Below are 16,320 nucleotides of genomic sequence, written 5' to 3' on the forward strand. Positions count from 1 at the left end.
TGCCGTAAATCGTAATTTTGAGGTATAATTAAGTTGCGTTGAAGTTTCCTAACTTTCCCTAGAAGCTTCCGCTCGCAAAAAATAAACTTTGTGAAGTATTCTAAAATACCTGTTGCACGTAATGTGGTTTCACTTTGCGTTTCAAAAAATATAAAACACGTAGTAATCTCTCCAGGCTCAAGAAATGCACCGTTAACCATTGGATTTACGCATCATCCAGAAATACAGTCTTACAGCATTGTAGACGAGCGTTGTGCCGCTTTTGCTGCCCTCGGAATGGCGCAGCAATTACAGCAACCAGTGGCACTGGTGTGCAGCTCTGGTTCAGCATTACTTAATTATTATCCGGCAATTTCAGAAGCGTTTTATAGCGATATTCCGCTTGTAGTAATTTCTGCAGATCGACCAATTGAACGTATTGATATTGGTGACGGGCAAACCATTAGGCAGAAAAATGTCTATGAAAATCATATTCTATATTCAGCAAATCTTTATTCTGAGCTGGTTTTGGAGTCTGAAGCGATCGATAAAAAACTTCAGCAAAAACAATGGGAAGCACAAAAACATAATGAGCGTGAGATTAATTTAGCGCTGAATAAAGCTATAGAAGAAAAAGGACCGGTGCATATTAATGTGCCTTTTTACGAACCGCTTTACGATACGGTTGAAAATATTGAGGTGAATCCTATCGAGATCCTTCCTGAAATTACCAAAAGGCACTATTCCAAAGAAGAGCTTTTGCCTTATGCCGAAATTTGGAATAAGTCTAAGCGCAAAATGGTAATTGTGGGTGTTGCTCATCCAAATGTAGTGGAGCAAAAATTCCTTGAGAAACTAGCTAAAGATGATTCTGTTATCGTTTTTACGGAAACGACTTCAAATTTGCACCACTCAGCATTTTTTACCAGAATCGATACGATCGTTGGCCCTATCGAAAAAGACGAAAATATGCAAGAGCTTTTTGAAGCTTTGCGACCAGATATTTTGTTGACGTTTGGAGGAATGATCGTTTCAAAAAAAATAAAAGCTTTTTTGCGGAATTATAATCCCAAGCATCACTGGCACGTCGATTCTAAAAAGGCGTACAACACGTTCTTCTGCTTAAATAAGCATTTTGAAACATCTGTGAATGATTTTTTTACAGATTTCTTTCCGCTTACATCAAAAATCGATAGTGATTATGGCGAATTTTGGAAAAATATACGTGAAAAACGTCAGGTGCGGCACGATGCGTATATGGACGAGATTCCATATTCAGATTTAAAAGCAATGCAGTTACTGGTGCCAAAGGTGCCAGATCATTATATTATGCAATTGGCCAATAGTTCTACTATTCGCTACGCGCAATTATTTAAATGGAATCCTTTGCTGCGAATTTTCTGTAATCGCGGTACTAGTGGTATCGATGGTAGTATCTCAACCGCAGTAGGATCTGCGATGGCGAGTAAAGAACCTGTTTTGATGGTAACTGGCGATCTTAGTTTCTTTTACGATAGCAACGCGCTTTGGAATAAATATTTACCTGCTAATTTTAGAATTATTATTCTGAATAATTCGGGTGGAGGAATTTTCAGAATTCTGCCAGGAAATAAAAATAGCGAACAGTTTGATACATTTTTTGAAACCGTTCATGACCTTAAAGCAGAACAATTGGCAAAAATGTATAAATTTGAATATGATTCGGCCAATTCAGAACCTGAAATTAGTCATTCTTTAAGCACATTTTTTGAGGCTTCAGAACGACCTAAAATTTTAGAGATTTTTACGCCGCGTAAAGTAAACGATAAGGTTTTACTAGAGTATTTTAGTTACATGAGGTAATTAACATTTGATAAAAAAATTGAGAAATGATACGAAGTTATTGGAATGAAGAATGGAAAGAGATTGAGTTTGATAGCAAAATATCTGAAAAAGAAAAATTTAAAATATCAAATTACGGTAGAATTATAAATTGTAAAACTGATAAGGAATTTCTTGTAAAGAAATATTTTATAAACGGTTATCAAACTTTACCTCTTCAGCAAAAAGAGAATGGAAAACGGACAAGCAGATACGTCCACAGACTTATTGCAGAGCATTTTTTAGAAAGAAATGATGGCACTTGCGTGATTCATTTGAATTACGATAAGACTGACAATAGAATTGAAAATCTAAAATGGGCTACTAAAAGAGAAAAAGAACTTCATCAATTTAATCATCCAGATTGGGCCAAAATTGTTGAAAAAAGAAGCAAGAATATTGGTAAATTAAACGAAGGAAAAGTAAAGATTATTAAACGCCAATTAAAAAACAATAGGACTAGAATAAAAATGATTGCAAAAAATTTCGGAGTATCCGATATGCAAATTCATAGGATAAAAACGGGAGAAAATTGGAGTTCTGTAACGGAATAAGAACTTTAAATCTTAGGTACATTAATTCTGAATTTTGAGTGAGCTGCTCACTAAACAGCTCACCATATATTGAATTCTTTAACAAATTCTCAGGTTTTTTATTAGATTTTAATTTTTCAGTAAGTATTCTTATGATTCTGTTAGGGCAAATTTGCTGAGTTTCTATGTAAATTCGAAGAAACCAAAAAACAAAATTATGAGTGCTAAGACTGATGAAAAAGTAGGAAAATATATTCAGGATATTAAAGAAAAGGTAGGAGAGGAGCCTGATGTGGCATTAATTCGAAAAATAACCGAATCATTAGGTCCCGTAGTTTTTAGAAATGATGCTGAGACAGTTTCATCAAGCAGCGAAGATGAGTTAGAAACAGTAAAGCAAAATTTTCTAATTAAAAAACTGGGATTGCCTAACGATAGTAAACTTGATGTAGGATTAAATGCCATGCTAGAAAAATATGGCAAATCCAATCGAAATAAATATAGAGTAACACTGTATTATTTGCTTACCAAATACTTTAATAAAGAATCTGTATTTGCCTAATCTCATAGATTAGTTAAGACTCAATCCGTTTTCTAATTTAGGAAGCGGATTCTTTTTTGTGTAAGCCTGAAAATTAAAAAGTATCTTTGTCATCTAAATTTATATTATGCTGAATATTGGCGAAAATCATCGTTTAATAATTGATCGTGAAACCGAACCCGGCTTGTTTCTAAAAAACGCTGAAGGAGACGAGGTGTTATTACCTAATAAATATATTCCTAAGAACTTTCAGTTAGAAGACGAAATAGAAGTTTTTGTGTATCTGGATCATTCAGAGCGACCGGTTGCGACTACTTTAGAGCCTTATGTAAAATTAGACGAATTCGCTTTTTTAGAATGTGTTGAAGTAACCGATTTTGGTGCATTTTTAGATTGGGGTTTAGAGAAACACCTTTTTGTTCCGTTTAAGGAACAAGTATATCCTATGCAAAAAGGACATCGTTATTTGATCTTTTGTTATTTAGATGAAGACACTAATCGATTGGTAGCTTCAAGTAAAGTACATGCTTATTTAGATAATTCAGATTTAACAATAAAACCTTTTGAGGAAGTCGATCTAATTGTAAGTAACAAAACAGATCTTGGTTATAACGTGATTATCAATGAAATTCATCTTGGTTTGGTGTATAATGATGATGTTTTTCAGCCTATAGAAATTGGGGATCGCATTAAAGGATTTATAAAAAAGACTCGAAAAGACGGCAAAATCGATGTTACGCTGCAACGCCCTGGATATCGAAGTATTGAGCCAAACGCGCAGGCTATTTTAGATGAATTACAACACCATGATGGCTATCTAAATATTACAGATAAATCTTCACCAGAAAAGATAAAAGCAGTGTTTAAAATGAGTAAAAAGAGTTTTAAGCGCGCGGCAGGAAATCTTTATAAACAACGCCAAATTGATATTAAAGAAGACGGTATTTATTTAAATCAACAAAACTAATAATAATATCTACGGTTAGTGCGATATGGTTGTGAGTAATAACCTCTCATGCTATTATTGTATAATGCGTTATGATATTGATAGAAAGGATTACTACTATTGGTAGTATTATTGAAGTTGCTAATACCGGTATTTAGTTGATTTTGTTCCTGATTATTACCGGTAAGCTGAAACACTTTTTCCTTTTTTCGCTGCGTTTGCGGTAAACTAATATTAGCCAATCTTTTAGCTTTCGCCATCTCGCGTTGGCGATTTTCTTTTTCTATAATACCCACCATATCAAATTCTTCGCGCTCATTTTGGACGCCTATAAAAGTTCCACTTGGTAAATTAGGGTCGTATTGTAGAAATTGATTAGGGCTTAATTCCGTTAACGCAGGGGCGATAGAATGATCTTCCATTTTTAGATTCACAATGTTATTTTCAGGATTTTCCTGTGCCAAGGCAATTGCATTGAAACCTATGATAAATAATATGGCAAGAAGTCTTTTCATTAAAAATGAATATTTTAAAAAAGAAGATTCAAAAATTATGCTAAACTTAAAACAGACGGCGGTAATTTCAAAATTAAGAATCAATTTTTTATAGTAAACATATATTCTCATATTTTAGTATCCATTTTTCCAAACTTTATCATTACAATCAATATTGTACAATTGGTGAAGATTTTCTTTATATTTAGATAGCTTTACAAACAGAAACCATCAATCATCATGAAAAAAGTAAGTTATCTCTTAATAATATTTGTTTTATTTTCCAATTTAAATTCATTGCTAGCTCAGGAAACTTCAGGAATTATAAAGTATAAAGCAGTGATGAATGAAGATTTTAAAAACAAATCTCTTGAGGAGTTCAAGAAGAAAAAAGATGTTCCTCCGGCTATACGTAAACAAGTTGTAGACATGTATCTAAACGATGAAGAGGATAATTACGAACTTCATTTTAAAGATCAAGAATCGTATTTTCATTACATCGAGAAATTGAAAAATGAAAATAGTAGCCTCAGTTTTGGAAGCAAAGCTGGAATAAACGATTTTTATGTAAATCTAAAGGACCAGAGAATTATTGAAAAAAGTGCTATGATGGGGTTATTGAAATATGATGGTATAAGCTGGAAAGTTAAAAATGAGACCAAATTAATTGGTGATTATAAATGCTTTAAAGCTGAAGGCTTAGAAAAAAAATATATGCGTGACGGGACAATTGAAGAAGAACCTGTTGTGGCCTGGTTTACGCCAGAAATCCCATTGCAATTTGGGCCACATAGTTATAATGGGCTCCCGGGCTTGATCTTAAGAATAGACAAGGAAGAGTCTACCATTATCGCTACTGAAATTATGCTGAATCCAGAAGAAAAAATTAAGATAGATGCAATAAAAAAGGACGCAAAGGTTCGCTCTAGAAAGGAAGCTTATCAAATAGCAACAGAATATTATAACGACACCTACGGAAATTAATCTTTAATTGAAAAAACTTTGTGAAAATCACGATTCTTAAAAAATAAGACTACTTTAGGCTAAATTATAAAACCAAACCTAAATATGAAAAAGTTGATATTTGTCCTATTTGTAATCTTAGGAACCAGCGTTTTTGCACAGGAAACTGAAGGAGATTCATTTCAGAAAAAAGCAGTAAAATTAATCGAATTAACCTCTGGGCAACAATTTGAAATTATTAGCGAGCCTATTGTAAAGCAAATTCCTGAAGAAAGTCGCGAAGATTTTAAAAAAGATTTAAATGAGAGTTTAAACGGACTCTATGTTAAGTTAGCTGAAATCTATCGAGAAGAATTTACTGAAGCAGAAATAGATGAAATTCTTGCGTTTTATGATACTTCGGTAGGAAAGAAAATGGTAGCTACCACACCAAAAGTAATGCAAAAAGCTATGACCGTTGGTCAACAATGGGGGATGGAACTACAATCGATTATGGCAAAATACATGCAATAATCGATAAATTCGAGATGAATTAAAAAGCCTGGTTTAATCACCGGGTTTTTTTATAACTATTTTTTTAAGATTAGAATTAAAATAGCTGTGCTTTTAGAATCTAGAGAACAGACAAAAGAGAATAGTCAAGAAAGACCGGAGATTTTATAATGTTGTATTCTAAACTTCAGGAAGAAATCCAGTCCACTTTTAATTCAAAATGTATAAAAAATTAGAGTTGTTCTGTAGATAATTAAATGGCGAGCTTCTTTTTAACGCAAAACGTAAAGTCCAAACTCCAATTTTCACTTTATAAACTGCTTGCAAAACCTTATTTTTACTTCATAAATTTTACATTATGGAAAAAGCTGACTGGAAAACAGTTAAGGAATACGACGATATCACTTATAAAAAGAGCAATGGTGTTGCCAGGATTGCATTTAACCGTCCAGAGGTTCGTAACGCATTTCGACCAAAAACAACGAGCGAGTTACTTGATGCTTTTCAGGATGCACACGAAGATACTTCTATAGGCGCTGTTTTACTTTCTGCAGAAGGACCTTCACCAAAAGATGGAGTGTATTCTTTTTGCAGTGGTGGCGATCAAAAAGCCAGAGGTCATCAGGGTTATGTAGGAGAAGACGGTTATCATCGTTTAAATATTTTAGAAGTACAGCGGTTAATTCGCTTTATGCCAAAAGCGGTTATTTGTGTAGTGCCAGGATGGGCTGTTGGTGGTGGTCACAGTTTGCACGTGGTTTGTGACATTACTTTAGCAAGTAAAGAGCATGCTATTTTTAAACAAACCGATGCAGATGTTACCAGTTTCGATGCAGGTTATGGATCGGCTTATTTGGCCAAAATGGTTGGTCAAAAGAAAGCACGTGAAATTTTCTTTTTAGGTCGAAATTATTCAGCGCAGGAAGCTTACGATATGGGAATGGTAAATGCTGTAATTCCGCATGAAGAATTAGAAGATACCGCTTACCAATGGGCGCAGGAAATTCTTGCGAAATCACCTACTTCCATAAAAATGCTCAAGTTTGCCATGAATTTAACCGATGACGGAATGGTAGGACAACAGGTTTTTGCTGGTGAAGCCACTCGTTTGGCGTATATGACAGATGAAGCCAAAGAAGGTCGTAACGCATTCCTGGAAAAAAGAAAGCCAAATTTTGAGAAAAAATGGATTCCGTAGAGACCCAATTTAGCAATAATACGATCGATATCGCTACACTACCAAATTTTGAGCAGGTAGCTATGAATCCCGTTCGTGCAAAATTATTAACCAAGCATCTGTTACAGACAGGTGTTTGGTTTCTACTTATTATTGCCTTTGGTGTTTTTATGTATTTTCAGAAAGAAGTTCTGGTTGGAAGTATTATTAGCGGAATTTTAATGCTGTTTTTAATATTTATGGTCTTCAACTTCATCAAAAAACAGCCGCGCTATGCTTACGCGATCAGAGAAAAAGATCTAATTTATAAACGCGGATTTCTTTTGAGTAAATCTACTGTTGTTTCTTTCAATAGAATTCAGCATGTATCTATAAGCCGTAGCCTACTAGATAAGTGGCTCGATCTCTCTACTCTTAAAATCTTTACTGCCGGTGGTAGTGGCAGTGATGTGAAAATCCCTGGTTTAGATCCAATAATTGCCGAAAAACTTAAAGAAACTCTAGCAGGTAAAATAGCTAACGAAAATGGCTAAAGCTTTTAGTATACCGCAGCGGCAATCTTTAGTAGGGATTCTACTCATTTTTACTTCTACTCTTTACAAGCTCGTTAGAGGTTTTTGGGCAGCTTTGGCCTATTTTGTATTCAAAAGACCAGATGGTGACTTTTTATTATACATAGGTTTGGGACTTGCTGTGCTTTTGGTTTTGATCGCTATTTATAGCTATTTTGATTATAGAAAATTCCTCTTTCATATCGATTATGAAGCAGAAGAATTTATTCTGAAAAAAGGCGTTTTTAATTCAGATTTTGTGTCGATTCCTTTTGATAAAATTCAGCAGGTAAATTTTAAACGAGGCATTTTACAGCGTATCGCCGGAGTGTATAGTTTGGTTATCGATACTGCCGGAAGTAATGAAAAAGAAGTTGAAATAAAAGCTGTAAATACTGAAGATGCTAATCAATTGGCCGATATTCTAAATAGTCTGAAGGAGTCTAAGAATACCGATACTGAAGTTTTAGAGGCGAATCAAATTAACGCTGAAGTCAAAACTGAAGAAATTCAGAAAGAGAAATGGACATATCGTTTAAGCCTGTCAACTTTGATCAAAACAGGTTTAAGCAGTAATTTCTTTAGAGGTTTTGGTCTTATCTTCGTATTTATTTCCACTATTTTTAATGAGCTGAATCAATTTTTCAGGGAAGAAACATCACAGTGGGAATCACAGTTTACTGAAGATATTGGAGGTGTGGCAACCGAGTCGATTTTGTTTATTTCCGCACTTATTTTTTTACTGCTCGCACTAAGTATTTTTATTACTACTGCGGAGGTTTTTATTAAATATTTTAACCTTAATCTTACGCAAACCAAAAGCAGTTTAGATCTTCAAATGGGTTTGCGTACCAATACACGGGTTTCCTTAAAACCAATCAGGGTTCAGATCTTAAAGATCGTTACCAATCCTATACAAAAACGCTTAAATTTATACAAAGCCAGCTTATGGGTAGCAAGTAGTGAAGACAACGATAAGAAAAGCGTGATTCAGATTCCTGGATTGGAAAAAGCTACGATTCAGAAAATAAAATCCTTTCTTTATCAGTCTTCAAAAGACGAATCCGGTATTACTTTTAGACCGCATTGGGTGGAATTATCGCGTCGTTTGCTTGTAGGCGTTATACCAGTGGTTGCAATCGGAATTTTACAATGCTTCACTAATTTTATAGAGTTTAGATGGTGGATATTGGTAGCTTCAGTATTTGTATTGCTCTATGCAATTTTACAATTCAGAATTTATAATTCACTATGTTTAAAGATAGGAGAGGAGTTTATAACCAAATCCTATTCAGCTTGGGATGAAAGCACCGAAATCGTAGAAATCTACAAATTACAAGGCATTACTGTAAAACAGCCTTTGTGGTATAAAGGGAGAAATCTTGTACACGTTATTTTTCACAATGCTGCAGGGGACATTACATTTAGAGCCGTTGATAAAGCCATTTTGCACAAAATGAACTTTTGTCTTTATGCGATAGAACGAACCAATAAAGCCTGGATGTAATCCTAAACTTATAATATTTTCTTAAATTTTACACGAAAACGTTTTCTTAAGACGAATCTTATTTATCTTTAGTTTACCTATTTAAATTTTATTAACCTATTTAAACTAATTTATCATGAAAAAAATTGTACAAATTTTTGTCGTATTCTGTCTTATCTTTACCAGTTGTAGCAAAGATGATCTGGACAAAACGGAAGATGATCTGAAAGTTTTAGACGCAAGCGTTGGCGTTTATAATGAGACCCAATTGAGAAACGCCGTAAATAATGCAAACCCGGGTGATATAATAACAATCAACGGAACCATTTATCTTACCCAGCAGTTACAGCTTTTGCGTAATGGAACTTCGAGCGGTAAAATTAATTTAACAGGGGGAACTTTAGATTGTTCTAATATCTCTTCTGGTTGGGGTGTTAAAGTGAATGGTAGTTATTGGAATATTAGTAATATGACGATACGCTATGCGCCAGATTGCGGGATTGTTTTTCAGCATGGTGGATATAATTGGGTATATAATGTAACCACCCATGGGAATGGAGATTCTGGGCTTCAAATTTACAATGGCTCCCATCATAACAGTATTAATAATAGTTACTCTTACGATAATTACGATCCTAATAACGGAGGAGAAAATGCAGATGGTTATGCATGCAAATTATCTGCAGGACCTGGTAATCAGTTTAACAATTGCACTGCCACCCATAATTCTGATGATGGTTGGGATTTATACGGGCAGCCATATTCAGTTTCCATTAAAAATTGTAATGCCTATAATAATGGCTATGGAGTTAATGGCGATGGAAATGGTTTTAAATTAGGTAGCGCTAACCAAAATGTAAGCCATACCGTTACAAACTGTTGGGCCCAAAATAATCTTGCTTATGGTTACGACGGGAACGGAAATACCGGACATATGAATATTAGCGGTAGCGGTGGTACCGGAAACCAGAAAGGACTTTTTGCAAGAATTTATTAATTATATAATTATCTAAAAAAAAGCCGCTAACATAGCGGCTTTTTTAATATTAAGAATTTATAATACTTAGATAAATTTTGGGAATTTTTCTGGATTGGTTTCATGCATAGTGCCATAAACTTTTTCAAAAACATCCTCGGGTGATGGCTTAGAAAAATAATCACCATCACTACCGTACGCCGGGCGATGTTCTTTGGCAGTTAGCGTTTGTGGTTTGCTATCCAAATATCTCCATGCATTTTGATCTTCCAGCACTTGTTGTAAAATATAAGAAGAGGCCCCACCTGGCACATCCTCATCGATTACCAGAAGACGGCTAGTTTTCTTAACGCTTTCTACAATGTCTTTGGAAATATCAAAAGGAACTAAAGATTGGACATCGATAATTTCAACATCTATTCCGCTTTCAGCTAGTTCTTCAGCACTCTGTTCAATAATTCTAAGTGTTGAACCATAAGATACTATGGTGATATCTTTACCCTCTCTAATGGTTTCTACTTTTCCGATTGGTGTTTTGAACTTTCCTAAATTTTCTGGCAGCTTTTCCTTTAAACGATAGCCATTTAAACATTCGATAACTAATGCAGGATTATCTAAATCTAAAAGATTGTTATAGAAGCCAGCAGCTTTTGTCATGTTTCTAGGAACCAAAACATATACACCTCGCATTAAATTTAAAAGTCCACCAAGTTGCGATCCACTATGCCAGATTCCTTCCAGGCGATGTCCACGAGTTCTAACAATAAGTGGGTTTTTTTGTGTTCCCTTGGTACGATAATGTAAAGTTGATAAATCGTCACTAATTGTTTGTAGTGCGTACATTACATAATCTAAATACTGAATTTCAGCTATAGGACGTAAACCTCTTAAAGATAAACCAATACCCTGGCCTAAGATCGTCGCTTCTCTAATCCCTGTATCGGCAACACGGTATTCTCCATATTTTTTCTGAAGCCCTTCTAAACCTTGGTTTACATCTCCAATTTCTCCAGCGTCTTCTCCAAAAATTAAGGTTTCTGGACGAGTTTCAAAAATCTTATCGAAATTATCACGAATTACAATTCTAGCATCCACAGTTTTCGACTCGTCACTATAAACTGGTTTTATTTCTTCATCAATTTTTTTGTTGTTACTATAAAGGTGGCTGCTATATTCATCATCGGTTTGGACTTTGAAGTCTTCCATCCAGGCTAGCAAATCTCTTTTTTCACTACCTTCAAAATTAATAAGATATCTTAAACTTTTCCTCGCAGTTGAAAGAACATCCTTTTTAAGAGGCTCTTTGCAACTTTTTAGCCCATTGATTAATTTCTTGATATTCTCTGCATCTTCACTCTTCTTAGCTATCGTGCTTAAAAGATGCAGTAATTCTTTTTGTCTTTGTTTATTAGGATTAATATAAGCCTCCCAAGCGCGTTTTTTACCTTCTCGTACTTCTCGCTTAATATTCTTTTCTAAATCACTAATCTCTTCAGGAGTGCTGAATCTATTATCGATAATCCATTTTCTAAATTGTGTATTACAATCATATTCTTTTTCCCACGCAAGACGTTTTTCACTTTTGTAACGTTCGTGAGATCCAGAGGTCGAGTGACCTTGCGGTTGTGTTAACTCAACCACATGAATCAGTACCGGGCAATGTTCTGCTCTGGCAATTTGCTGAGCTTTATCATAAGCTTCAACAAGGGCCACATAATCCCAACCATTCACAACGATTATTTCGTAACCATTGTTTTTATCTTCATCTCTTTGGAAACCTTTTAAAACTTCAGAAATACTTTCTTTAGTTGTTTGATGTTTTGCGTGAACAGAAATTCCGTATTCATCATCCCAAACGCTTAAGATCATTGGAACTTGCAAAACACCTGCTGCGTTTACAGTCTCCCAAAAATGTCCTTCACTGGTACTGGCATTTCCAATGGTGCCCCATGCAATTTCATTTCCGTTATCTGAAAATTTTTCAGCATCAATACCTTCAACATGACGATAAATTTTAGAAGCTTGCGCCAAACCTAATAATCTTGGCATTTGCCCTGCAGTTGGAGAAATATCTGCACTAGAGTTTTTCTGCTCCATCAAATTTTTCCAACTTCCGTCTTCATTTATGTTGTGGGAAATAAAATGGCCACCCATTTGGCGACCTGCAGACATTGGCTCATTATTAATATCTGTATCGGCGTAAAGACCGGCAAAGAAGTTTTCTATGGTAAGAGCTCCAATCGCCATCATAAACGTTTGATCGCGATAGTAACCAGATCTAAAATCTCCGTTTTTAAAGCTTTTTGCCATAGCAAGTTGCGGCAATTCTTTTCCGTCTCCAAAAATACCAAATTTAGCTTTTCCGGTTAGTACTTCTCGTCTTCCCAGTAAACTACATTCTCGGCTCGTAACGGCAACTTTATAATCTTCTAAAACCTGAGTTTTAAAATCTTCGTAAGAAATCGATTCTTTAGTTTCGGTTTCGCTTTGCATGAACTTCTTTTTTGGATCATACAAATATAGCGAAAATTAGAATTATACACAATTCATAAAAATCGTGATATTTTAAATATAACATATTTTAACATCGATTAATTAAATATAATTTAAAAAATATTAGTGAATTGTAGTTTTTGTTGAATTCTTTAAAATTTGCAGATATTGCTGAAATTTTCGGATTCTAGTCCTTTAGTACCAACGTCTGGTAAATAATCTTATTAATGTATTGATATCCAGAGAAACTATAAATCGAATTTTTTGGTCATAATTGGGTTGAGCCACTTCCCAGCCCAGATTTGAATAAACCGGGAAAAATAATTCGAAATAGTCTTCAACAAGGGCTACGCGAACTCCTGAATCGTATAGAAATTCGCTGTTCTTGCCTTGGTTTTTTACTATTCCGGCATCACCGTAAGCAAAAATCCATTTCCAGATATTAGTACTTGCATTAACTGTAGTAATCCATTGGTTTGCGTATTCTGGCATCACCTGAGATTTAAAGCCGCCTTCAGCCATAATAATTTGCTGGCTAAATAATCCAGAGCCTTCGCTTCTTCCGTAGTAATTATAATCGAACAAATAATCTGTAGGGCGATCTAGAGCGAAGCTAAAGTAATCTGAATCCTGTATGTCTCTATAAATAAATGCTCCACCAAAAAATCTTAAATTTAACTGGCGATTATTTTTGAAAAGCTTACGATATTGAAGTGTTAATGAAACTTTACTAAAATTTTCTGCAAGCTGGTAATCTATCAGTGCTGAGGTACGATCTACTAAATACGATTTGCTAAAAGCATAGCGAACATTGAAAACATTGTAATTAGGGGTTTCATTTTCAATCTCCGGGTTATCATCGCGAAAAACATTTACATTTCTTATGGATAAAGTTTGTCTTTCGTTATCGCGAAGATTTTGCGGCCTAAAGTAAAAGCTAAGATAAGGGGTGTATCTTCTATAATACAAATCGTATCCATAAGAAAATCTATTACCACTTATGCCCATTCTAATAGTGCTTAAATCGCGATTTAGATATTGCCAAGTGTAATCTAAACCTGCGCTCCCAACGATTGTATTACTATTAAAACCATATTTTGGAGATAATTTAAAACTGAAATTGCGTGACAAAAATGTTGTATTATATAATTTAGGGCCTAAGGCTATACCGTCGTATAAATTGTATTCGAACTCTGGCATAAAAAAAACCTGTGTATATCGTGGGTCTTCAACATCTTCTAGTAATCTAAACTGAAGTGGTTTGTTGAATAATTTACTAACCCCTTTGTAATTATTGCGTTGATTAAACTCAGGGATTATCTGCTCGTAGTTTAGTGCAATTCTTTCGGCGTCATTACGCGGGATCGTAACCGTTTTCTCCTTATTAATACTGTCTACCCATGTTTTGTAAATTATTTGGTCGTTTCTAATCGCATATAGAGAAACGGGCAGGCTATTTTCCCGACGATTTTTAATTGTAACCTTAAGTGAATCTTTAGATTTTTTGAGTTTCGATATTTTGAAATCGATTTTTTTACGAGTACTCACATAGTCCTCGAAAAACCAATCGATATTCTTATCGGTATTGTTGCGAAGTATCGAAGCAAATTCTTCTGCATTGCTCAGCTTTAATTTATTTTCTGAATAAAATTTAGAAATCGAATTTCTTACAGCCGTGCTTCCAAGATAATCTTCTAAATATTTTATTCCAATTCCGGCTTTATAAGGATTGGCAATATTAAGGTTAAATTTTAATAGCGAATCTTTATGTTCATTTAGAGGCTGATCGATATTCATTCGCGCCATATTCATATAAAGCAATTGATAGCGATCATTAAATTCCAGATCTGCTGCATGAAACCAGCGAAGACCTATAATTTTACTAAGACTACCAAGAAGTTTCATTTTTGGATAATAACGATCTACATAATCCATCATTATTGAAATAGCTATGGCATCATAAATCCATTGATCTTCTCTAGGATTAAGTAAAAGGCTATTGCTAAGAAAATTGTTGGTAATTGTTTTTAATTGCTGAATATCATAATTAAAACCATCGGGGAAAGGTCTTATAAAATCGGGTAATTGGTTTAAGCCATAAACAGGATTTTTAAGATAATCTTCTCTGGTAATTAAAAGTTTTTTGTGGGGATATGCACCCAAACGTTCTTCTAAGAAATCAAAAATTCTAGTAAGAATTAGATCTTTTATTTCTGGCTGTAAACCATCATCATCAAGATTAGTTACTAATCGATGGCGACCAACGGGTAAGGTTTCTAACTGGTAAGTTTGGGTAAGTAAAAGTTCAGATTCAACCCGGTTTTTCCCCGATAATGAAATGCGTCTTCTATTGCCTTCAACATAATTTTCGGTAATATTTAATGAGCTCGAAGGACTAAATTCGGTAGGTGTATTTAGATGAATATCAATATCAGCAGGCGGTGTAAATTGCTCGCCAATATCTTTATGGCTATAAATTTTCCAACCCCCATTAAAAACAGCCGGAGTTAAATACCAGAATTTTAATTTGTAATCTCCCTTATCGCCTACACCAAAGCGAGTAAATTTATCGCTGGGCAATTTGATATTGTAATCAAAATGAAGAAATACTGATGCACCAGGTTCGATTTTTTTATTTAACAGAACCCGAAGAATATCTGGATGGTCTTTAGGTCTTAGCCAAATAAGACTGTCACCATCCAGTTTTACATTATTTATCGTAGTATATCCTTTTTCTTCTGGTTTAGAAAAATGAAATTTTCTTATGTATTCTTCCTCAAAGCGCCGTGCCAGGGGAGTACTTTTATCCTTAAACGCATTCGCCCAATCATTTAGATAAACTTCCCTAATTGCTTCTGTGGAAGTATTTAAAAATTTAACTTCCTGTTGAATATAAATTTTACTCTCTTCTTTATTTATTCTAGCATCTATTGAAATATAATGCTGAGCGACCAAGCTCGTTATATTAACTAGGCAACATAAAATTAATAGAAGAAAGTTTCTCAAAAGGCTTTTAGGTTTTAGTGTCTAATATGCTTACGAAAACTTTGATATCAAGGTTTAGAAGTTAGGACTTAAATTGTACTCTTCATAAAATTTATCCAGAATTTCAATTACTTCCTCTGGAGTATCAACTACCTGAACAAGATCCATATCTGGAGCACTAATGTTTTTAAAACTATCTAATAACGTAGTTTTTATCCATTCTACCAAACCACTCCAAAAATCGCTTCCCACTAAAATTATAGGAAACTTGTCGATTTTATGGGTTTGAATAAGTGTAATAGCTTCAAACAATTCGTCTAAAGTTCCAAAACCTCCCGGCATTACTACAAATCCCTGAGAATATTTAACGAACATTACCTTTCTTACAAAGAAATAATCGAAATCTAAACTTTTATCATTGTCAATATATGGATTGTCGTGCTGCTCAAAAGGTAGTTCAATATTAAGTCCAACTGAAGTTCCTCCGGCAAGATGTGCTCCTTTGTTTCCTGCTTCCATAATCCCGGGACCACCACCTGTTATAATTCCGTAGCCATGATCTACTATTTTCTTCGCTACTTCTTCAGTAAGCTTATAATATTTCATATCGGGTTTTGTACGAGCTGAACCAAATATCGAAACACATGGGCCAATCTGACTCAATTTTTCGTATCCGTTCACAAACTCGCCCATAATTTTAAAGATTGCCCAGCTATCGTTTGTTCTTATTTCGTTCCAGGTTTTTCCTCCTTGTTTTGGTCTCATTCTTTTATTCTTTTGCCCGAAAATCGGGATTAAATTTTTCGTTCCAATCCATCTAACTTTCGTTATCCGCTCGGTTCGA

General features: G+C 34.6%; 14 protein-coding genes. 10 read left to right on the top strand and 4 right to left on the bottom strand.

All coding sequences use genetic code 11. The features are described from left to right. The first annotated feature begins 90 nt into the window (after positions 1 to 90). The 4 genes from menD to PBT91_RS06495 all read left to right on the top strand — a co-directional run bounded on the left by menD (position 91) and on the right by PBT91_RS06495 (position 3,880). Positions 91 to 1,821, top strand: a complete 1,731-nt coding sequence (gene menD, locus PBT91_RS06480; RefSeq protein ID WP_270060962.1) for a 2-succinyl-5-enolpyruvyl-6-hydroxy-3-cyclohexene-1-carboxylic-acid synthase — start codon at positions 91 to 93, stop codon at positions 1,819 to 1,821. A gap of 26 nt (positions 1,822 to 1,847) precedes the next feature. Next, the gene (locus tag PBT91_RS06485; RefSeq protein WP_270060963.1) at positions 1,848 to 2,393 is read left to right on the top strand and encodes an HNH endonuclease signature motif containing protein; all 546 of its coding nucleotides are present in this window, start codon (positions 1,848 to 1,850) and stop codon (positions 2,391 to 2,393) included. A 196-nt stretch (positions 2,394 to 2,589) separates the two neighbouring features. Further along, the gene (locus PBT91_RS06490) at positions 2,590 to 2,934 is read left to right on the top strand and encodes a DUF2853 family protein (protein ID WP_270060964.1); all 345 of its coding nucleotides are present in this window, start codon (positions 2,590 to 2,592) and stop codon (positions 2,932 to 2,934) included. 106 nt (positions 2,935 to 3,040) lie between these two features. Beyond that, positions 3,041 to 3,880, top strand: a complete 840-nt coding sequence (locus tag PBT91_RS06495) for a CvfB family protein (RefSeq protein WP_270060965.1) — start codon at positions 3,041 to 3,043, stop codon at positions 3,878 to 3,880. Here PBT91_RS06495 and PBT91_RS06500 read toward each other — a convergent pair. Next, positions 3,877 to 4,374: a hypothetical protein gene (locus tag PBT91_RS06500; RefSeq protein WP_270060966.1), complete on the bottom strand. Its 498-nt coding sequence runs from the start codon at positions 4,372 to 4,374 to the stop codon at positions 3,877 to 3,879. The genes PBT91_RS06495 and PBT91_RS06500 overlap by 4 nt on opposite strands. Before the next feature lie 219 nt (positions 4,375 to 4,593). On the opposite strand from PBT91_RS06500, the gene PBT91_RS06505 reads away from it, so the two are divergent. The 6 genes from PBT91_RS06505 (at position 4,594) to PBT91_RS06530 (ending at position 10,019) form a co-directional block, all read left to right on the top strand. Then, positions 4,594 to 5,337, top strand: a complete 744-nt coding sequence (locus PBT91_RS06505) for a GLPGLI family protein (protein WP_270060967.1) — start codon at positions 4,594 to 4,596, stop codon at positions 5,335 to 5,337. A gap of 84 nt (positions 5,338 to 5,421) precedes the next feature. Then, complete coding sequence (locus PBT91_RS06510; protein WP_270060968.1) at positions 5,422 to 5,829, top strand: DUF2059 domain-containing protein; 408 nt, start codon at positions 5,422 to 5,424, stop codon at positions 5,827 to 5,829. A 337-nt stretch (positions 5,830 to 6,166) separates the two neighbouring features. Then, on the top strand, positions 6,167 to 7,006 hold the full coding sequence (locus tag PBT91_RS06515) for a 1,4-dihydroxy-2-naphthoyl-CoA synthase (protein ID WP_270060969.1): 840 nt from the start codon (positions 6,167 to 6,169) through the stop codon (positions 7,004 to 7,006). Then, the gene (locus PBT91_RS06520) at positions 6,994 to 7,518 is read left to right on the top strand and encodes a PH domain-containing protein (protein ID WP_270060970.1); all 525 of its coding nucleotides are present in this window, start codon (positions 6,994 to 6,996) and stop codon (positions 7,516 to 7,518) included. The genes PBT91_RS06515 and PBT91_RS06520 overlap by 13 nt, the downstream gene beginning before the upstream one ends. Continuing rightward, entirely contained in the window at positions 7,511 to 9,043 is a 1,533-nt protein-coding gene (locus PBT91_RS06525) for a PH domain-containing protein (RefSeq protein ID WP_270060971.1), read from the top strand. Before PBT91_RS06520 ends, PBT91_RS06525 begins: the two co-directional genes overlap by 8 nt. A 115-nt stretch (positions 9,044 to 9,158) precedes the next feature. Further along, complete coding sequence (locus PBT91_RS06530; protein ID WP_270060972.1) at positions 9,159 to 10,019, top strand: right-handed parallel beta-helix repeat-containing protein; 861 nt, start codon at positions 9,159 to 9,161, stop codon at positions 10,017 to 10,019. 66 nt (positions 10,020 to 10,085) lie between these two features. Here PBT91_RS06530 and PBT91_RS06535 read toward each other — a convergent pair whose 3' ends face one another. The 3 genes from PBT91_RS06535 to PBT91_RS06545 all read right to left on the bottom strand — a co-directional run bounded on the left by PBT91_RS06535 (position 10,086) and on the right by PBT91_RS06545 (position 16,241). Further along, complete coding sequence (locus PBT91_RS06535; protein ID WP_270060973.1) at positions 10,086 to 12,491, bottom strand: alpha-ketoacid dehydrogenase subunit alpha/beta; 2,406 nt, start codon at positions 12,489 to 12,491, stop codon at positions 10,086 to 10,088. Positions 12,492 to 12,686: 195 nt separating this feature from the next. Next, positions 12,687 to 15,446, bottom strand: coding sequence for a metalloprotease (locus PBT91_RS06540; RefSeq protein ID WP_270060974.1), 2,760 nt, complete (start codon positions 15,444 to 15,446; stop codon positions 12,687 to 12,689). Positions 15,447 to 15,551: 105 nt separating this feature from the next. Further along, complete coding sequence (locus PBT91_RS06545; protein WP_270060975.1) at positions 15,552 to 16,241, bottom strand: TIGR00730 family Rossman fold protein; 690 nt, start codon at positions 16,239 to 16,241, stop codon at positions 15,552 to 15,554. Positions 16,242 to 16,320 lie beyond the last annotated feature (79 nt).

It is taken from the genome of Zunongwangia sp. HGR-M22 (assembly GCF_027594425.1).
GTDB lineage: Bacteria > Bacteroidota > Bacteroidia > Flavobacteriales > Flavobacteriaceae > Zunongwangia.

Bases quoted from the DNA above. Each gene is read 5' to 3' on its own strand.
- PBT91_RS06495 (WP_270060965.1), top strand. From the start codon at position 3,041: ATGCTGAATATTGGCGAAAATCATCGTTTAATAATTGATCGTGAAACC.
- PBT91_RS06500 (WP_270060966.1), bottom strand. From the start codon at position 4,374: ATGAAAAGACTTCTTGCCATATTATTTATCATAGGTTTCAATGCAATT.
- PBT91_RS06535 (WP_270060973.1), bottom strand. From the start codon at position 12,491: ATGCAAAGCGAAACCGAAACTAAAGAATCGATTTCTTACGAAGATTTT.
- PBT91_RS06530 (WP_270060972.1), top strand. From the start codon at position 9,159: ATGAAAAAAATTGTACAAATTTTTGTCGTATTCTGTCTTATCTTTACC.
- PBT91_RS06545 (WP_270060975.1), bottom strand. From the start codon at position 16,241: ATGAGACCAAAACAAGGAGGAAAAACCTGGAACGAAATAAGAACAAAC.
- PBT91_RS06490 (WP_270060964.1), top strand. From the start codon at position 2,590: ATGAGTGCTAAGACTGATGAAAAAGTAGGAAAATATATTCAGGATATT.
- PBT91_RS06505 (WP_270060967.1), top strand. From the start codon at position 4,594: ATGAAAAAAGTAAGTTATCTCTTAATAATATTTGTTTTATTTTCCAAT.
- PBT91_RS06520 (WP_270060970.1), top strand. From the start codon at position 6,994: ATGGATTCCGTAGAGACCCAATTTAGCAATAATACGATCGATATCGCT.
- PBT91_RS06510 (WP_270060968.1), top strand. From the start codon at position 5,422: ATGAAAAAGTTGATATTTGTCCTATTTGTAATCTTAGGAACCAGCGTT.
- PBT91_RS06515 (WP_270060969.1), top strand. From the start codon at position 6,167: ATGGAAAAAGCTGACTGGAAAACAGTTAAGGAATACGACGATATCACT.
- PBT91_RS06485 (WP_270060963.1), top strand. From the start codon at position 1,848: ATGATACGAAGTTATTGGAATGAAGAATGGAAAGAGATTGAGTTTGAT.
- PBT91_RS06525 (WP_270060971.1), top strand. From the start codon at position 7,511: ATGGCTAAAGCTTTTAGTATACCGCAGCGGCAATCTTTAGTAGGGATT.